The organism is Paenibacillus sp. PAMC 26794, from assembly GCF_000316035.1.
Taxonomy (GTDB): Bacteria; Bacillota; Bacilli; order Paenibacillales; family Paenibacillaceae; genus Paenibacillus.
In genome coordinates this window covers 55,814-75,112 of sequence record NZ_ANHX01000029.1, presented here as the reverse complement: position 1 = coordinate 75,112, position 19,299 = coordinate 55,814, and the positions used below count along the sequence as shown (strand labels likewise).

Here is a 19,299-nt window from a genome sequence, read left to right as displayed (position 1 = left end):
ACTAACCCGTATAGGCTGAAATGTTAAAGGGAGGGAACGGAAAATGGAAGTCATTTTCATGAACAGATTGTCCAGAATGTCAGATCAGAATGCAGAGTATGCACAGTTATGGATTGGGGAAGAGGAAGATAGTTGGCAGCTGGGATGGAGTCGCTACGAGGAAGGAGAGCGTGAGGACAGCATCTGGTATGAAGGGACTTCTTGGGAGGAGCTGCTTCATATTTACCGTCATCAGCTTGCCATACAGATGAGTGAGGGGTACCGACCGCAGTTGCAGGGGTTATTTCATGAGAATGATGATCTGAAGTCACGCAGTTATGGTGGACAGCGGCTCCATTGTTACAGTGAGCTATACGGCAATGAGCAGTTATATACGGATCTGTGCACATGGCGCAGGAAGAGAGCCGTGTCTGACCGGAAGGCACCGTATTTTATTGCAACGAATCGTCTGCTACGTTTGATCAGTGCCTTTGTTCCGCAATCGCTGGATGAACTGATGCAACTGCCGGGCGTAGGAGAGAGCAAAGCAACCGACTATGGTGCGGAATGGATGGAGATTACGAACGGGCTGGAGCGTTCAACGACATTCCCGCTGGACTGGGTATACACGGCGCTGAAGGAAGAAGAGTATGAGAGCTGGTTATACAAGCAGAGAGAGCAGAAGTACAAGCAGGAACTTGATAAGTTCACCACGCGCAAGCAGGTGCTTGAAGGCATGAAGGAAGGATATACGTTAGAGGAGATTGTTAATCGATCCGGATTATCCCGACGCGAATTGGTTGAGCTGTTAGAGGCACTGGATCACGAAGGTTATGACACCGATTGTCTTCTTGATGTGGAGCTGGCAGTGATGCCAGAGAACGAACAAGAGGCCGTATGGAGTGCGTATGAGGAGCTGGGAGATACGTTCCTGAAGCCAGTATTACATAAGGTGTATGGAGGAGAGAAACCCGATGGAGGAAGTCTGGAGCAGGTCTATGAAAGACTGCGCATGATTCGAATCCGCTTTCGTCGGCACGCAGAGACAGAGAAGAATGTTGGTTAATGATCAGAAATGAAAAAAGACGAGGCGTTTCTCCCGGAGGAGCGCTTCGTCTTTGTTATTTCATACGAGTTCATACCCAGTCTTTCTTGCGGAAAATGAAGAACATGCTCAGGCCCAGTGTAACCATCAGGCCAATCACAACAAAATAGCTATATTTCCAGTTAAGCTCTGGCATATTGGTGAAGTTCATACCGTATATACCGGTAATGACCGTCAGTGGCATGAAGACCGTAGTAATGGCGGTAAAGACACGCATGATCTCATTCGCCCGGTTCGCAATACTGGATTGGTAGGCTTCTCGCAAGTTGCCCATCAGGTCGCGATACGTCTCAAAGGTTTCCGATATTTTTACAGCATTCTCATAGATGTCACTAAAATACTTTTGCAGTTGATCATCGATGAGACGCAGATCTTTTTTGTTCAGTGTATTAATGACCTCTTTCTGAGGTCCAAGGACTTTTTTCAGCCACAGAATCTCACTGCGCAGCCCGATGATTTCACTCAGATGTGACTTTTTCGTGTGCATCAGAATGTCTTCCTCAAGCTTCTCAATACGAGCTTCAATTCGGTCACCTACGGTAAAGTAATTATCAACAATCAAGTCAACCAGCAAATACAGCAGACGATCCGGCGTACTGATTTCCTGTTCCCACAGGATCGGTTTCAGTGTGCGCAATTCGCTGACTTTCTGTTTCGTAACACTGATAATGAAATGTCTGCCGAGGAAAAGGTTAACCGCACGTAGAAATATCTCTTCATCATCGAAACGGATGCTATTAATCACAATAAAATAATGGTTCTCATAAATTTCAATCTTCGGACGTTGTTCTTCATCACTAAGACAGTCTTCCACAGCCAGATCATGCATCAAGAACAACGGCTGAAGTACCGCCAAATCGTCTACGTCTGCATCAATCCAGTAAAATCCTTCCGCTGGTGGAGTCAGCGCCTGCTGAATGTCGTCCACCGGAATAAATACACCGTTGTTTACCAACCGGATTTTCATTGTTAATCTACTCCTTCTGCACCCGCCAACTTGGCGGATATTATCATTATGGGCGCAAAAAGAACAAATCAGCCGGTCGGCAGCGGAGCCTGGAGATCAGGGCTGCGTTCACTATATAATCAAACGGAAGTCACGTCCCGCTGCCGGCATGCTGATGTCAATTCTCTATGCAGTTTGTCGGAATTCGGCTGCCAGTCAGGCCTCGGGTCGCCATCCATTTAATATGTCACCTCTCACATAAGGGTTTATAACACCTTGTTTAGTATACCGCTGGTACAAGGTGCTTTCAAGCGCAAAAATGTGTCTATTTCGCGCCCTGAGGCAGTGTATGACAACGGATGATGAACGGTTCCGATCTGGAACGCAGACATCGAACTGCAACTTGACGTGAGGGCATTAATGTAATAAAGTAGACGGTGAACCATATTAAATTACAATCTAATACAGCGAAATCTTATCAAGAGTAGGTGGAGGGACTGGCCCGATGAAACCCGGCAACCGGCGGTATACCGTACGGTGCTAATTCTTGCAGCGACCAAGTGTCAAGTGGCACTGTTGTAACTGAGAGATGAGAGAGGCGCATATCTATTTACATATGACCTTTCTCGAAATCCGAGGAAGGTCTTTGTCATATGCCCCGACTTCTCAGCAGTGATTTTCGCTAAGGAACTTGAGGTTGTTCGTAACGTTGGATGAAAGAGCAATTCAATGTTTTTACAAGCTCAAGGCAGTCTATAACTGTACTGATGTGAAGACATCAAGCCAGGGGTAGCTGCATCTATCTATGCACAAGGAGGAGTTAGACTTACTATGCCAATCAAAATACCCGATACTCTACCAGCAAAAGAAGTACTTGAAGGAGAGAATATCTTCGTCATGGATGAAACTTCTGCATATCAGCAGGATATTCGTCCACTCCGTATCGCTATATTAAACCTGATGCCCACAAAGGAAACGACCGAAACACAATTGCTTCGTCTGGTGGGAAACACGCCTATTCAGGTCGATGTCGTTCTCGTACATCCCAAATCCCATACGTCGAAGAATACGTCTCAGGAGTATTTAGATCTGTTCTATAAAACCTTCGATGAGATTGAGCACCGCCGTTTCGATGGAATGATTATTACGGGTGCCCCGGTGGAACAGATGGATTTCGAAGACGTGAACTATTGGAATGAAATCCAGGAGATCTTCGAATGGACCAAAACCAATGTGACTTCAACTCTCCACATATGTTGGGCTTCCCAGGCAGGTTTATACCATCATTTTGACGTACCCAAGGTTGCACTTGATGAGAAGTGTTTTGGCGTTTTCCCGCATACCATCAACAAACCTCATGTTCCGTTGTTACGTGGATTCGATGAAGTATTCAATGTTCCACATTCCCGTCATACGGAAGTGAGACGCGAAGATATTGAGAAGAACGAGAAACTTGAGATTTTGGCTGAATCCGAGGAAGCGGGGATCTTCCTGGTTGCTACCAAAGACGGCAAACAGATTTTTGCTACAGGACATGCCGAGTATGACCCGTTCTCATTAAAATGGGAGTATGACCGGGATGCAGCCAAAGGGTTGGATATTGCATTGCCTAGACATTATTATCCGAATGACGACCCTTCCCGTGTGCCACCGGCTACTTGGCGCGCTCATGCCAACTTATTATTCTCTAATTGGCTCAATTACTATGTGTATCAAGAAACACCTTACGATATTGGCCCGCAAATCTAATCGAGATTACAGGAGGATGCAGCAATGGAAGACAACAACAAGTTGAAAATCGAAAGCCGCTTAGCACAAATTGGGTCCATCAATGAACCGGTTACAGGCGCCATTAACTTTCCGATCTATCAATCCACTGCGTTTCGCCACCCGAAGCTTGGACAAAGCACGGGGTTTGATTATATTCGTACGACCAACCCAACTCGCAAAGTGTTGGAAGAGGCGGCCGCAGCGCTGGAGTCCGGTGATGCAGGATTTGCCTGTAGCTCAGGTATGGCCGCGCTACAAACCATCTTTGCCATGTTCGGTCAAGGGGATCATCTGATTGTATCGCTGGATCTATACGGCGGAACCTATCGTCTGCTTGAACGGATCTTGTCCCGTTTCGGTGTAACCGCAAGTTATGTGGATACAAATGACATTGCAGCACTGGAAAATGTTCGTCAGCCGAATACCAAAGCTGTATTTATTGAGACACCAACCAATCCGTTGATGATGATCACAGATGTGGAAGCTGTCGCTTCCTGGGCGAAAAGTTACAACCTGTTGACCATTGTTGACAATACGTTGCTGACTCCATTTTTCCAACGTCCGATTGAACTGGGTGCCGATATCATCATTCATAGCGCTACCAAATATCTGGGCGGACACAATGATGTGTTGGCCGGATTAATTATAACCAAGGGTGAGGCATTATCTGCAGAGATGGCGTTCCTCCATAATTCCATCGGAGCGGTATTATCTCCAAGTGATTCCTACCAGTTGATGAAAGGTATGAAAACCTTGGCTCTTCGCATGGAGCGTCATGAGCACAATGCGCTTACCATTGCCAAATACTTGCTTGAGCATCCGGCGGTTGGTGAAGTGTATCATCCAGGCCTATCGGATCATCCGGGGTATGAGGTACAGAATAAACAATCCACGGGTAACACTGGTATCTTCTCTTTCAAAGTGAAGGATGCACGTTATGTTGAACCATTACTTCGTCATATCAAACTCATTGCTTTTGCCGAAAGTCTCGGTGGAGTGGAATCTCTCATGACTTATCCAGCGGTACAAACTCATGCGGATATACCTCTTGAAATTCGTGAAGCCGTAGGTGTGGATGACCGTCTGCTCCGGTTCTCCGTAGGCATTGAACATGCGGATGATCTGATTGCAGATCTCGGCAATGCTCTGACAGCTGCACAACAGGAAGTGGAAGGAGGCGTGCACTCATGAGTGAGTCCAACAACAAGCCCAATTCCGAGTTGAAATTTGATACCAAGTTGCTCCATTTTGGCGATGAGATTGACAAAACGACTGGAGCCTCCAGTGTACCGATCTATCAAGCATCAACATTCCATCATTTTGATATCTTCAATCCGCCTCAACATGATTACAGTCGTTCGGGTAATCCGACACGTCAGGCTTTGGAAGATTACATCACATTGCTGGAGGGTGGAGCACGAGGATTCGCCTATTCTTCGGGGATGGCTGCGATCTCAAGCGTGTTCATGATGTTCTCCGCAGGGGACCACATGATTGTAACGGAAGACGTATATGGAGGTACGTATCGTTTGCTTACTTCCATATTAAGCCGTATGCAGATCGAGACAACCTTTGTAGACATGACCAATATAGATGAAGTAAAAGCGGCACTCAAGCCAAACACCAAGGCAGTTTATATGGAAACACCGTCGAACCCTACACTGCGAATTACGGATATCGCTGCTGTAACTGACTGGTCGAAGGAACATGACCTGATCACGATTCTGGATAACACCTTTATGACACCGTATTATCAGCGTCCAATTGAGCTTGGTGTGGACATCGTCGTACATAGTGCTACGAAGTTTCTTGGAGGTCACAGTGATGTACTGGCAGGGTTAGCGGTTGCTCGCACGGAATCACTTGGCGTACAACTGAAACAGTTGCAAAATGGACTTGGAACTGTACTCGGGGCACAAGAATCCTGGCTTCTGATGCGCGGGATGAAAACCTTGGGTGCTCGCATGGCTCATAGTGAACAAAGCACAGCCAAACTGGCGGCATGGCTTAATGAGCGCAGTGATATTACCGCTGTCTTTTATCCTGGACTGGAAGATCATCCGGGCCGTGAGGCCCATGAGCGCCAGTCAACAGGATATGGAGCTGTCGTTTCGTTTGATGTCGGTTCAGGGGATCGAGCAAAGGCTGTTCTTAACCGGGTGAAGTTACCGATTGTTGCTGTAAGCTTGGGAGCTGTAGAGAGCATTCTGTCCTACCCTGCGATGATGTCTCATGCGGCAATGCCGGCCGAGGTTCGCCGTGATCGTGGAATTACAGATGGGTTGCTTCGTTTCTCTGTTGGTCTGGAAGACATCGATGATCTGATTGCCGATTTGGAACAAGCACTTCAGGAATCCTAGAAAAAGTGGGTACCGGAATACGCCTATGTGTATCGTTCAATATCAAATAAATTTAATTTCATATGTAAAAATTTTTACTTGTTTTTAAAGCACCTGTTCATAAGGTGCTTTTTTTCACATGTAACCTGTGTTACGATATGTGGAGTACAGAAATACGATGTTGCCACCAGAACTTGCTTCTCTTGAACAAGTTGGGACGGATCGTTATATAATTTCTCTTCATGAGGGAGGCTTTTTTACGATGAGTACGGTAGACCGTATCTTAGATAAAGCCCTTCGGGGCGGACGTTTGGACTTGGAAGACACGATTCAGCTATTTGAATCCAATGAAGTGGACAAAATCGGGGCAGCTGCCAATGTCATTATGAAACGCATGCACCCTGAACCATACAGAACATTTGTAATTGGGCGTAACGTCAACTACACGAACGTGTGTGATGTGTACTGCCGTTTTTGCGCTTTCTACCGCAGACCTGGGTCGGATGAAGGTTATGTGCTTCCGGACGAAGTTATTTTCCAGAAGATTCAGGAAACGGAAGATGTGAATGGTACCGAGATTTTGATGCAAGGTGGAACGAATCCAAACTTGCCTTTCAGCTATTATACAGACCTGTTGAAAGCCATCAAAGAGCGTTTCCCGAACATCACGATGCACTCTTTCTCCCCAGCGGAGATTATGAAAATGGTTGAAGTATCCGATGGTCTTACATTGGAAGAGGTTGTTCGTGCCATTCATGAAGCTGGACTGGATTCCTTGCCTGGCGGCGGCGCTGAGATTCTGGATGACCGCACACGTCGGAAGATCAGCCGCTTGAAAGGTTCATGGCGGGATTGGATGGACGTTATGCAAACTGCACACCGTATCGGCATGAACACCACGGCAACGATGGTTATCGGCCTTGGTGAATCGATGGAAGAGCGTGCATTACACTTGCTCCGTGTACGTGAAGCCCAGGACGAATGTATTGCGAACAAGTATGACTCCGAAGGATTCCTGGCGTTCATTCCTTGGACTTTCCAGCCAGACAATACAAACCTTAAGCTGGAGCGTCAGACTCCGGAAGAGTACTTGAAGACTGTAGCCATCAGCCGATTGGTGCTTGATAATATCAAGAACCTTCAATCCTCTTGGGTAACCATGGGTCCGGAGATCGGTAAGAAGTCGCTTGAGTTTGGCTGTAATGACTTCGGTAGCACGATGATCGAAGAGAACGTTGTATCTGCTGCAGGTGCAACATATAAAGTTAACATTGAATCCATTCTCCGTTTGATTCGAGAGTCCGGTTATATTCCGGCACAACGTAACACCCGATACGAGATTGTGCGCATGTTCGACGAAGAGAATTCCGTGCATGAAGATTTCGTAATGCAGAACTAATTATGATATTTGAATATTACTCCCATAACTACTGATCGTTAGATAAGTAGTTATGAAGCCAAGCCCGCTGACTACTCCGTTTGGAGAGACGGCGGGCTTTTTGATTTCTTTCTGCGGTTCGAGGTCATCAAACAGTACATGTTACGCAATTGGCGATATTTTATATTGAAATTGAACTGTTACAATGAAAGGGAACTTGTGTAGTCAGACACGCTGGAAGGGGTTAAACCGATGAAGAGAAGAATACTTGGCAAGACGGAACTGGACGTACCTGTATTGAGCTTTGGAGCCTCCTCACTCGGTTCTGTATTTCGTGACATTGACCGGGACGAAGGGATTCGCACTGTACATGCGGCCGTAGATGCGGGGATGAATTACATAGACGTTTCGCCTTACTACGGGCTGACAAAGGCGGAGACAGTGTTGGGTGAAGCCATCCGCAGCTTGCCGCGCAGTTCATATATGTTATCAACCAAAGCCGGACGGTATGGGGAAAATGAGTTTGATTTTTCACGTCAGCGGATTCTGGAGAGTGTGCAAGAGAGCCTGGTTCGATTGCATACAGATTATATCGACATTCTGTTCCTGCATGATATTGAATTTGTGCCAGCAGAGATCATCGTAGAAGAAGCCTTTCCAACGTTGCTGCGTCTGAAAGAGCAGGGAGTTATACGACATGCGGGCATTTGTGGCTTACCCTTGCCTTTGTTCGAGAAGGTTCTGCCACAGATCGATGCGGATGCGATCATCTCGTATTGTCATTATTCATTGAATGATATCTCATTAATATCGTTATTGCCCTTGTTGGAAAAAAAAGAAATTGGCCTCGTCAATGCTTCGCCTCTTTCTATGGGCTTGTTGAGTACCCGAGGGGCTCCTGCCTGGCATCCGGCAGATGATCGTGTGAAACAGCTCTGCCTGAAGGCTGCACGCTTCTGTGCAGAACAAGGCAGTGACATTGCCAAGCTGGCCGTGCAATTCTCCACGTCGAATGAACGAATACCGACAACACTGGTGAGCAGTGCCAGCCAGCGCAATATCCTCAATAATGCAGCCTGGATAGAGGAACCGATGGATCAGAGCCTGCTGGATGAAGTGCTGCGCATTCTGGCTCCATTGCATAACGAGACGTGGTCAAGCGGACGACCTGAATATAATACGAAGCCAAGCAACATGACAACAGAAGCATCCGAGGGGGAACAACGATGAGAGCCATTGTATGTGAAGAAATAGATCAATTGAAGCTTCAGGACTTGCCTCAACCAGAACGAGCAGAAGGAGAGGCGTTGGTTGCCATTCGGCGGATTGGGATCTGTGGAACGGATCTGCATGCGTACAAAGGCAACCAGCCATTTTTCACCTATCCTCGTGTTCTGGGTCATGAATTGGCGGCTGTTATTGAAGAAATCGGTCCGAACGAGGCTGGGTTACAGCCTGGGGATCAGGTAAGTATTATTCCGTATCTGCACTGCGGTCACTGTATTGCATGTCGCAGTGGAAAAACCAATTGTTGTGCATCCATGCAAGTCATGGGGGTGCACGTAGATGGAGGCATGAGAGAAAGAATCAGCGTGCCTGTCTCACATCTGCTCTCAGCAGAAGGTTTGACGCTGGATGAGACGGCAATGGTAGAACCATTAAGCATTGGAGCCCATGCCGTCAGAAGAGCAGGAATTAAACCTGGTGAGCATGTGGTTGTGATTGGAGCTGGCCCCATTGGATTGGGTGTGATGGCATTCGCCAAACAGGCGGGGGCGCGTGTTATTGCCGTTGATCGTAATCTGGACAGGCTGGAGCTTAGCCGGACTTGGGCTGGAGCGGATGACCTGGTACAGGCCAATGAACATACTGTACAACAAGTGGCTGAAATTACGGGAGGCGACTATGCTACAGCTGTCTTCGATGCAACAGGTAACGTGAATTCCATGAATGAGGCCATTCAATATGTTGCGCATAGTGGTCAACTCATTTTTGTGGGACTGGTGAAAGCGAATATTACCTTTCATGACCCCGAATTTCACAAGCGGGAGATGAGTATCCTGGGCAGTCGAAACGCAACCCGTGAAGATTTTGAACAAGTCCTGTCCACCTTGCGTCAAAAGAAATTAAGCATGGATGGGTATATCACACACCGCGTGGAATTTGATGAGTTACCTACTGCAATAGACCAATGGTTATTGCCAGATTCACATGTAGTCAAAGCCATCGTTGAGCTATAATAACAAGTAAGTCTGATAACAGAAAAAAACGCTCTCTGACCTTGTTGGACAAAACTGTTCATCCATAGGGTAAGAGAGCGTTTTTTTTATTTTTCCGGATTTGTCACAATGCCCGCATGTGGATCAATGTGACGCACAATGGACTTCAACAAGATCATCTCCAGCACATGTACCTCATAATAAAGTGCACCCGGGATTTGCCTGATCCATCCTTCCGCCATCGCGAGTTGTGTTGAGTCAGAAGTGGCTTCCAGAATTCCAGATTCACGGCGCAGCCGTTTGCGTACAGCTTTTTCAACTTGAGAGCTTTGTGTGGTCAAAATGCATACTTTGCGTTTGGAAGAGAAGCCCCTGAACGCAATGTACACCATTTCATAAGCAATAAGATAGGCGATTACGGAATACATCGCTTGGTCCCAGCCAAAGACAACACCAGCGGCTGTCAGTATCAACAAGTTAAGCAGCATGATTATTTTTTCGATAAGCATCCGTTTTCCGCTAAATACACGTTCAGGTGGGCGGGAAGACGGATCACCGATTTCCAGCGTATCCAGTGTCCCGCCATACCGCACGACGAGCCCAATTCCGAGTCCGAGGCATAATCCGCCAAACATGGCGGCAGCCAGCGGATGCTCTACAAGTGGCGGCATGGGATGAAGCACAATGGCACCGATCGAAAAGACAACCAGACCTAGAACAGTAACCAGTACAAATTTCTTCTGCACAATCTTGTAAGACAGAAATATAAACGGAACATTGAATAAAAATAGGAACAAACCAATCCTCATTTCGGTCCAGTGGGCGAAGAGTGAGGAAATGCCGGTAATGCCTCCAATAATAATCTTATTGGGGTGTAAGAACAATTCAAGTCCCACGGAGGCCAGAATTCCGCCCGCAATAACGAGAAACAGGTTTAACCAGCGGCGGGTAGACGATATCCTGGTCTTGGCGGTGTTTGGCACCGGATTAGCCGATATCAGAGGTGCTTTCATAGGTCATCCTCCTTAGTGCGGCTTTCGAGCCATTCTCCCTGGGTTAGTCACAGAAAGATCGGCGTAAGAGCCGCGAAGTACGTTAGTATGTCTGTTCTGTACAGACATAGGAATTATCCTTCTTTCTGCAGAACCTTTGGTTCTTCTTTCTTTTTCCGAGGATCTTTGAACTTGAATATTTTATCCAATAAACGGAATACATGTTTGGACTCTTTGGTTAATAAAGGACCCAGAATGGCCAGAATTAGGACATACAGCGCGGCAAACGGTTGAATCATTGGCAACAGTCCCCCGGCTTTACCCATGTTCGCCAAGATGATGGAAAATTCACCCCGTGACACAATGGTTAATCCGATATTGGCCGATGCTTTGGGTGATAGTCCTGCACTGCGTCCAGCCAGCATACCTGCCAGGAAGTTACCGAACAATGTAATAACAACTGCAATCAGAGCCAACCATACGGCATCGCCACCCAGGGACAACGGATCAATGGACAATCCGAAGCTGAAGAAGAAGATTGCTCCAAAGAAGTCACGGAACGGCAGAATCAAGTGCTCAATCCGTTTTGCATGTTCTGTTTCAGCAAGCACAAGACCAACCAGTAATGCACCGATCGCTTCGGCAACATGAATGGTTTCAGAGAAACCAGCTACCAGGAACAAGGCTCCGAATACAACGAGAGAGAATAGCTCATTCGATCGAATTTTAAGCAATTTGTTTAGTAGCGGTGTTGCTTTACGTCCAAGGATAATCACGATAAGCATGAATCCGAGGGCAATAAGTGCGGACATGATGACGCCTCCGATGGAGGATGAATCACTAAGCACAAGTCCGGACAAGATCGAGATATATACAGCGAGGAATACATCTTCGAACATAATAATACCCAATATCATCTCTGTTTCCGGATTGGCCGTTCGTTTCAAATCGACGAGTACCTTGGCCACAATGGCACTGGAAGAGATGGTAGTTATACCTGCGATAATAAGTGCTTCTGCAACTGGGAAACCGGACACAAAACCGAATATTAATCCCAGCGTAAAGTTAATGGCGATGTAGATTGAGCCACCAACTGCAATAGAGCGACCCGATTTAATTAAACGACCTACCGAGAATTCAAGTCCAAGGTAGAAGAGAAGGAACAGAATACCGATCCGACCCATAAATTCAATAAAAGGCTGACTCTCAATGAAACGGAAGTCCAGATGCCAGATTTTCATGGCATGTGGCCCAACGGCCATCCCGATCAGAATATAAAACGGAACGACCGAAAATCTTAGTTTTGCCGATAAAAGGCCGGCTGCCGCAATGAGCACAAGGGCCAGACCTACTTCGAATATCAAATGATCCATCTATTTACCCCCTTCCAGTCAGGAGGAGGGATTTAAACAGTTTCTGCTGATTGCGTTCGCCAACGGCTACCACCGTGGATTCTGCACTGATAACTACCTCCGGACCTGGGCTGATGTGTTTTTTGTGGTTTTTCTCTACAACGGCGATAACCGTTGCCCCAGAGTTTTGACGTACGTCCAATTCACCGATGGATTTACCGATACTTCCGAAGGATGGTTCGATTTTGTACCACTCGATAATCAGGTCGTCAAACGTTACTTCAATATTTTCAAGCTGCTTTGGTTTGTAAGTTAATCCACCAACAATAGCAGCAATCTGTCGTGCTTCGTAATCGTCAAGTGTGATCATCGAGATGCTTTGATCGGGATCATCATACTCGAAGTGGTACATTTCCCGGCGACCGTCATCGTGAATAATAATGACCATTTTATCACCGCTGCTTGTTTCAATCTGAAATTTTTTGCCGATTCCCGGCAAGTCTGTTTCGCGTACATCCATGGATTGTTGCCTCCTTATAATTAGGGGCTGGCCACAGAAGACAGGCTTATTTCCCGAAAATGATTAATCTGCTGCTCAAAGGAACATCAAAAGATACGGGTAAACAGAGCCAGAAATTCCTGACACAGCCATATGATTTGAATTTGTCGGTGTGGGTACAACAAAAATAGGTACTATCATAAATATTGGTTTATCTAACGTGTGCTAAAAGGGTTATAAGTTATGCACAAGCACACCGTCTTAAATACAGAGGTGTCTCCATGCAAAAGCAACCTGTAAATACGTCGTAACGGCTAGTGAATAGCGTTCACGTATTTTGGTGCTATAGGGGTGAGGGATACATACATGCTGGTAAACTTAATAGGTAGCAGAAATAATTTGCGTTTGAACAGACAATACCACGGTTTAAAGGACAGACCCGTTGTAGGAATTCGCAGCATCAATAACAATGCGAGGACAAGAAAGACAGGCTTATTATGCGTAACCGCAATCAGCTTGGACATGACTTGTGGGTATTTGCGAATGACAGGTTTCTGCTGGGATTCGGATATTTGCAACAGCACTTCCTTGTTGGAAGTTGCTTCTACAGGCACCCCAACGGCAGATTCGGACTGCATCGGAACAGGGAAGCACAAGGCTTGGAAAACGCACAAAATGATAATGATCGTGTAGTGGAGTATTCTAGGTTGTTGTCTCATTTTGGCTTCCCTCCTTTTCCGTGAAACATACTGTTATTAAAATAATAACACATTTTTGTCTTAACTCCAAACCTCTTCATAATATACTGAGAAATCATGACACGCTTTCCATCAATCCGCTTCGTATATCCCCATCGGCCTTGCCATATACTTTGAACAGGAAGGAAAGGAGTGATTCTTTTGGAACTGTTTGCTGTATGGACCGATGTATCGGGGCAAGAGGAAGCGGATCAATTTTATCGTTGTGTCAAGGAAAAAACCAAAGGTTTACATATAAGTAAAAGAGGATTTCGGCTCACCTTCAAACATAATGATGGAAGAGCAACTTGGGTGTGCAGAGGGAATGAGAATCACGAAGACTTCCAGCAATGGCTTCCCCGGATCAGTGATCTGCTCTCCCTTGGACTCGCCGACTTCATTATGGAGACACAAGAACGGAGCATGGCGGAGGATATGATCGCCAAGGCATGTTCTGTCATGGATGAGCATGAGGTGGAGAAGGTCAATCGAATTTGCATGCCACTTCTATTAAATGGTGATTTGGATCAGCCCGGACTTCGGGAGCGCCGCCGTACTACGTTAGCCAATGGACTACGGCAGGACCTGGAGGATGTTCACTTTTTTCACCTTGAAGGTATTATCAACTTCCGCATACGGCCATATAAGCAGGAGCTTCAGGAATTAGTGGAGTATGCGCTGGATGAGTTCTGGATGGATCGGCAGTATGAAGAGTTTATGGGGCTTTTAAAATATTTTGTGTTTTTTCAAGAAGCCAAAGTACCTCTGGTCCATCTTGTACACAAGGGAAAACATGAATTTCAGGTCCTGGATGCTGGACTTAATCTATTACCCGTGCAAAAGGATGAACAGGTCGTTGTGGAAATGCCGGGTCTGGAACTGGAGATGGATATCGAAGATATGATTGTAAGTACACTCATCTCGATCTCTCCTGAGAAGGTCATGCTCCATACACGCACCCCGGATCTGCCAATCATCTCGACCATCTGCCAGATCTTTGAAGACAAAGTGCAAATATGTCATCATTGCCCGGAATGCGAAGTGCTGCGCTCAGGATTGTTGACAGGTCTTGACGCAAGTGATCTCGGCAATTATAATAACTGTTGATCCATGAATTTTTCATGTGAACCTTTGAACCAAAAGCGTTGACAAAGACAACAACCACACGCAAGATCGGTGCAGAGAGAGGGACCCAGGCTGAAATTTCCTCCGGATATCACGTATGGTTTACCCCTTTGTAGCTGCAATTTTGAAAGTGGAGTTAGAATATCGCCTTTATTGGGGATTATCCGCGAGTAAGGATCTGCCGGGTCATGCCCGTTATCGTCATGCCAATGAGGGCTGTATTTCCGAATATGGATGAATCAGCTGAATTAGGGTGGAACCACGAGTATACATCACTCGTCCCTTTGCCGGGACGGGTGTTTTTTGCGTTCCTTTGCAAAATGACTGGAATAGCAATAGATAATCAGTCCATGAATATCTGGACACGAAGGTTACATTAACAGGAGGAATGAGACAAATGGCAGTGAACATTAAATTACCGGATGGTTCGGTACGTGAGTACGCGGATAGCAGCAGCATTGAGGACGTAGCCGCTTCAATTAGCAGCGGATTGCGCAAAAATGCCGTAGCCGGCAAGCTGGATGGTATCGTGGTGGACTTGTCCACAACACTTCATGAGGGAGCATTGGTGGAGATCGTAACTCTGGATTCACCAGAAGGACTTGAAGTGATGCGTCATAGTACAGCTCACTTGATGGCTCAAGCAGTGAAACGTTTATATGGTAACAAAGAGGTACGCCTCGGTATCGGCCCTGTCATTGAAGATGGTTTCTACTATGATATGGACCTCGAACATGCGCTCAATCCCGAAGATCTGCAAAAGATCGAGAAGGAAATGGAACGTATTGTGAACGAGAACTTGCCAATTGTACGTAAGGAAGTTAGCCGCGAGGACGCGATCAAAACGTTCGAAGAAGTGGGCGATCCGTACAAACTTGAGTTGATTCGTGATTTGCCAGCGGACAGCGTGATTACGATTTATGAGCAAGGTGAATTCTTCGACTTGTGTCGTGGTCCTCACGTACCATCAACTAGCAAAATCAAAGTGTTCAAACTGATGAATGTCGCGGGTGCTTACTGGCGTGGAGATAGCAAAAACAAAATGCTGCAACGTATCTATGGTACGGCTTTTGTGAAAAAAGCACAGCTGGACGAGCATTTGCACTTCCTCGAAGAAGCTCGCAAACGGGATCACCGTAAGTTGGGTAAAGAGCTCGAAATGTTCACATTCTCCCAACTGGTCGGCCAAGGCCTGCCAATCTGGTTGCCTAACGGTGCGAAGCTGCGCCGTACTCTGGAGCGTTATATTGTGGATCTGGAAGAAAGCCTGGGATACCAGCATGTATACACACCGGTTCTGGGTAACGTGGAATTGTACAAAACATCTGGACACTGGGAGCACTACCAGGAAGATATGTTCCCGAAAATGGTTATGGATAACGAGGAACTCGTTCTCCGTCCAATGAACTGTCCTCACCATATGATGGTGTACAAGTCCAGCATGCACAGCTACCGTGATCTGCCAATCCGTATTGCAGAGCTTGGTATGATGCACCGTTATGAAATGTCGGGGGCATTAACAGGTCTGCATCGTGTACGTGCAATGACACTGAACGACTCACACATTTTTGCACGCCCGGATCAGATCAAAGAAGAGTTCGCTCGTGTTATCGAGTTGATTCAAACAGTCTATAAGGATTTCGGTATCAACGAATATCGTTTCCGTCTGTCCTATCGCGATCCGAAGGATACCGAGAAATACTTCCAGAACGACGAGATGTGGGAGATGTCCCAACGCATGCTGCGTGAAGTTGTGGAAGAGCTTGACCTTCCTTTCTACGAAGCTGATGGTGAAGCAGCGTTCTACGGTCCGAAACTGGATGTTCAGATCAAAACAGCCCTGGGCAAAGAAGAGACATTGTCTACGGTTCAACTGGACTTCCTGTTGCCTGAGCGCTTTGAACTTGAATATGTGGGAGATGACGGACAGAAACATCGTCCGGTCGTTATTCACCGCGGGGTAATTAGTACAATGGAACGTTTCACAGCATTCTTGCTGGAGAACTTTGCAGGAGCTTTCCCGCTGTGGTTGTCTCCGGTTCAGGCAAAAGTGATCCCAGTATCCGGAAACTTCGACGATTATGCGCGTGAAGTGGAAGCGAAGCTGAAACGTGCGGGAATCTCTGCTGAAGCCGATCTGCGGAATGAGAAGCTTGGATATAAAATCCGTGAGGCGCAGCTTGAGAAAATGCCTTATATGTTTGTTGTTGGTGAGAATGAGCGTAATGCAGAAGCCGTATCCGTGCGTAAGCGTGGAGAAGGCGATCTGGGTATGAAACCGGTCGATGAAATAATCGCTCAATTGAAAGAAGAAATCGCAACACGTTTGGTATAAATGAACAAATGATCTATTAGATGACCAGTGCATAGGTTGCGCTGATCACTCTGCATAACGCCTGGATAACATGGGATTGACCTATGTTATTCAGGCGTTTTTTCGTAGTGTTTGCAGTAAAAAGTATAGATTAATTGCTTTTTGGAAAACCTTTGCAGTGAGGGGGAGGTTATACAATGAAAAAGCAATTCTCAATTCAAAAGAAACATATACGGGGTTTATTGGTTGGCTGTGTGATGTTCGCCGGGATGATGATTAACCTGAATCAGGCGGATGCCTATACATTTGAAGAGGAAAGTACAGTACTGCATGTCGAGAGTCAGAGCAGCGGTAGTGAAGGTCGGATTATTGAGACTTCGAGCAAGTCTGATCAAAAATTTCCAGAACAGGTCAGCCATCAATACAGCGATGAGGCCCAGCTGACGACCATGGTGTATATGGCTTTACTGTGGTCACCACAACCGATGGTCATTCCAAGGCCTGAACTTCCAGAGAAACAAGTGGCAGATCCGTCTATGCCGGTGCTTGCTCCGCGTTCAGAACAAATCCTGGGTACACAAAAGGTTACAGCAACGGGATATACGGCAGGTGTGGAGTCTACAGGAAAAGGACCAAAACATCCTCAATACGGAATTACGTATTCTGGTGTAAAAGTACGTCGTGATAAAGAAACAGTTTCCACGATTGCAGCTGATCCAAAATTGTTCCCGATGGGGTCCATTCTGTACATTCCGGGCTATGGTTACGGAATTGTTGCAGATACCGGTTCAGCGATCAAAGGCAATAAAATCGATCTGTATTTCCCGACAACCAAGCAAGTGTACAAAGAGTGGGGCAAAAAGGATGTGGAGGTACAGGTGATCAGGCAAGGCGCTGGAAAGTGTACAGAAAAGATGCTCAGCGAGTTGGCCGATGCGATCGATGTGTACAAATCCGTACCGGATTCGTGGTTGGACAAGGCCATATAATTTCACATGTTGAACATGAATAACTGAAGTGCTCTCTTCACATAATACTGACTGGGGACGAACCCCGCGGTGCAGCAATGCATCGTAAATATGAAGAGAGAGGTGATTCGTTGTGGCTAAGAAATCTCAAGGATCCCAAACGCCGAACGAGAAGTATAATGCAGAGTTTGGAGAAGAGAATGCAGCAGCTAAAGTGAAGCAATCCGCTCAAAACAAAGTACAAGATAATTTCCAAACACCTGATGAAAAATTCAATGCCGAGTTCGGTGTAGAAAACACAGGCCAAACAGGCAAAGGTCAAGGTAAAGCATCAAAATACAAAAAATAATTGAAGATTCGTTAATTAAATGATGATTCAGCACCCTGGAGCAGCAGCTCCGGGGTGTTTTAAATATGTGAGTATTTTTACATTAATATCCTCCTATCTCAGTCTCAAGACCGAGATGACTTCCATCTGCCGCCGCTGTTCTCATTGTCTTGTCTGAGTTACACTGGATACATAATACAGACAAAGGAGACATGAGCGATGAAACGATCGACGCGTGACCGCTGGTGGGTTGGCATACCTCTTATTGCTATTGGTGCGATGATCTTGTTCAGACAATTGGGATATGACATTGATGTAGGATATATTTTCAGAACATATTGGCCGTTATTTCTAATCTGGTGGGGGGTCAAAGGAATCTCCGAGATTCGTCGCAACGGGGATTACGCCTTTATTGGACCGGTAATTGTACTGGCGATCGGTGGTTACTTTCTTGCCCGTAACCTGGGATGGATTGATCACTCCATGGGGGAGTTCATTCGTTATCTGATTCCAGTTATGCTGATTGGCGGAGGATTATTTGTACTGATTGGGCCACGACGTCGTGATCGGAAACATCATGACAAGATGCAGCCGCCTCCAGCACCTGAGCAACCTTATAAACCGTTGGCTCCGGAGGATCTGGAGATGCCGTCGTCGTTTGACGAACAATTCGAGAAAACATTTGGTAAACCAAAACAGGAACAGAAGAACGATGCACATGGCCCTCATTTCACAGGATCAACGGATTCATCCTCACAAGGGCAACAGTATAAGAAGAAACATCAATCGTATAACTCTAACGATACCGGATATGGAGAACATTATGATGATGGCTACGGAAATGGTTATGGGGATTATGGCAGTGGCAATACCATTAACAAATCGGCGTTCATCGGTGATCTGTACATGGGGCAGGAAGTGTTCTCGTTAAAACCAATGAACATCTCGGCTTTTATCGGAGATACCGTAATTGATTTGACCAAAGCACAGATTCCTTACGGTGAGACAAAGATAGTCATTTCTTCATTTATTGGTGATGTGAAAGTATTTGTACCAGAGGATATGGATCTGGGTGTGACGGTGACGACGAATTCATTCATTGGAGACATGTCATTGTTGAACCAGAAACGCGGCGGATTCCTGAGTAGTGCCCAGGCTGAAACTGCCCATTACCATGAAGCAAGCAAAAAGGTACGGATTATTGTAAGTGTGTTTATCGGAGACGTCAAAGTGAATAAGGTGGGTTAA

General features: G+C 46.2%; 17 protein-coding genes and 1 riboswitch. Of the genes, 12 read left to right on the top strand and 5 right to left on the bottom strand.

Annotated features, from left to right (window positions below; genetic code table 11):
• The first annotated feature begins 43 nt into the window (after positions 1–43).
• A complete protein-coding gene (locus tag D829_RS0114440; RefSeq protein WP_017689616.1) occupies positions 44–1,045 on the top strand; it encodes an HRDC domain-containing protein in 1,002 nt (333 codons plus the stop codon).
• Between the two features lie 70 nt (positions 1,046–1,115).
• On the opposite strand, the gene corA is transcribed toward D829_RS0114440, so the two are convergent.
• On the bottom strand, positions 1,116–2,051 hold the full coding sequence (corA, locus tag D829_RS0114435; protein WP_017689615.1) for a magnesium/cobalt transporter CorA: 936 nt from the start codon (positions 2,049–2,051) through the stop codon (positions 1,116–1,118).
• 451 nt (positions 2,052–2,502) lie between these two features.
• Positions 2,503–2,626, top strand: a riboswitch (SAM riboswitch).
• Between the two features lie 235 nt (positions 2,627–2,861).
• Between corA and metA the strand changes: the two genes are divergently transcribed.
• From metA to D829_RS0114405, 6 genes are all read left to right on the top strand, one after another.
• Positions 2,862–3,779 (top strand): homoserine O-succinyltransferase, encoded by a 918-nt coding sequence (metA, locus tag D829_RS0114430; protein WP_017689614.1) that lies wholly within the window; start codon positions 2,862–2,864, stop codon positions 3,777–3,779.
• Between the two features lie 24 nt (positions 3,780–3,803).
• Positions 3,804–4,991, top strand: coding sequence for a PLP-dependent transferase (locus tag D829_RS0114425; RefSeq protein ID WP_017689613.1), 1,188 nt, complete (start codon positions 3,804–3,806; stop codon positions 4,989–4,991).
• Positions 4,988–6,160: an aminotransferase class I/II-fold pyridoxal phosphate-dependent enzyme gene (locus D829_RS0114420; RefSeq protein WP_017689612.1), complete on the top strand. Its 1,173-nt coding sequence runs from the start codon at positions 4,988–4,990 to the stop codon at positions 6,158–6,160. The genes D829_RS0114425 and D829_RS0114420 overlap by 4 nt, the downstream gene beginning before the upstream one ends.
• A gap of 241 nt (positions 6,161–6,401) precedes the next feature.
• Positions 6,402–7,538 (top strand): cyclic dehypoxanthinyl futalosine synthase, encoded by a 1,137-nt coding sequence (mqnC, locus tag D829_RS0114415; RefSeq protein WP_026081176.1) that lies wholly within the window; start codon positions 6,402–6,404, stop codon positions 7,536–7,538.
• 231 nt (positions 7,539–7,769) lie between these two features.
• Entirely contained in the window at positions 7,770–8,747 is a 978-nt protein-coding gene (locus tag D829_RS0114410) for an aldo/keto reductase (RefSeq protein WP_017689610.1), read from the top strand.
• A complete protein-coding gene (locus D829_RS0114405; protein ID WP_017689609.1) occupies positions 8,744–9,757 on the top strand; it encodes a zinc-binding alcohol dehydrogenase family protein in 1,014 nt (337 codons plus the stop codon). Before D829_RS0114410 ends, D829_RS0114405 begins: the two co-directional genes overlap by 4 nt.
• 86 nt (positions 9,758–9,843) lie before the next feature.
• Here the strand turns inward: D829_RS0114405 and D829_RS31105 are convergent, their stop codons facing one another.
• The 4 genes from D829_RS31105 to D829_RS32445 all read right to left on the bottom strand — a co-directional run bounded on the left by D829_RS31105 (position 9,844) and on the right by D829_RS32445 (position 13,298).
• A complete protein-coding gene (locus D829_RS31105; protein WP_017689608.1) occupies positions 9,844–10,749 on the bottom strand; it encodes a YitT family protein in 906 nt (301 codons plus the stop codon).
• A 113-nt stretch (positions 10,750–10,862) separates the two neighbouring features.
• Positions 10,863–12,101 (bottom strand): cation:proton antiporter, encoded by a 1,239-nt coding sequence (locus D829_RS0114395; RefSeq protein ID WP_017689607.1) that lies wholly within the window; start codon positions 12,099–12,101, stop codon positions 10,863–10,865.
• 4 nt (positions 12,102–12,105) lie between these two features.
• On the bottom strand, positions 12,106–12,600 hold the full coding sequence (locus D829_RS0114390) for a cation:proton antiporter regulatory subunit (protein WP_017689606.1): 495 nt from the start codon (positions 12,598–12,600) through the stop codon (positions 12,106–12,108).
• 293 nt (positions 12,601–12,893) lie between these two features.
• Entirely contained in the window at positions 12,894–13,298 is a 405-nt protein-coding gene (locus D829_RS32445; protein WP_017689604.1) for a hypothetical protein, read from the bottom strand.
• Positions 13,299–13,469: 171 nt separating this feature from the next.
• Between D829_RS32445 and D829_RS31095 the strand changes: the two genes are divergently transcribed.
• From D829_RS31095 to liaF, 5 genes are all read left to right on the top strand, one after another.
• Positions 13,470–14,423, top strand: coding sequence for a putative sporulation protein YtxC (locus D829_RS31095; RefSeq protein ID WP_152417036.1), 954 nt, complete (start codon positions 13,470–13,472; stop codon positions 14,421–14,423).
• 415 nt (positions 14,424–14,838) lie between these two features.
• Positions 14,839–16,776: a threonine--tRNA ligase gene (gene thrS, locus D829_RS0114370; RefSeq protein WP_017689602.1), complete on the top strand. Its 1,938-nt coding sequence runs from the start codon at positions 14,839–14,841 to the stop codon at positions 16,774–16,776.
• Between the two features lie 176 nt (positions 16,777–16,952).
• Positions 16,953–17,744, top strand: coding sequence for a 3D domain-containing protein (locus tag D829_RS31090; RefSeq protein ID WP_017689601.1), 792 nt, complete (start codon positions 16,953–16,955; stop codon positions 17,742–17,744).
• Positions 17,745–17,856: 112 nt separating this feature from the next.
• A complete protein-coding gene (locus tag D829_RS31085; protein WP_017689600.1) occupies positions 17,857–18,072 on the top strand; it encodes a hypothetical protein in 216 nt (71 codons plus the stop codon).
• Between the two features lie 198 nt (positions 18,073–18,270).
• Positions 18,271–19,299 (top strand): cell wall-active antibiotics response protein LiaF, encoded by a 1,029-nt coding sequence (liaF, locus tag D829_RS0114355; RefSeq protein WP_017689599.1) that lies wholly within the window; start codon positions 18,271–18,273, stop codon positions 19,297–19,299.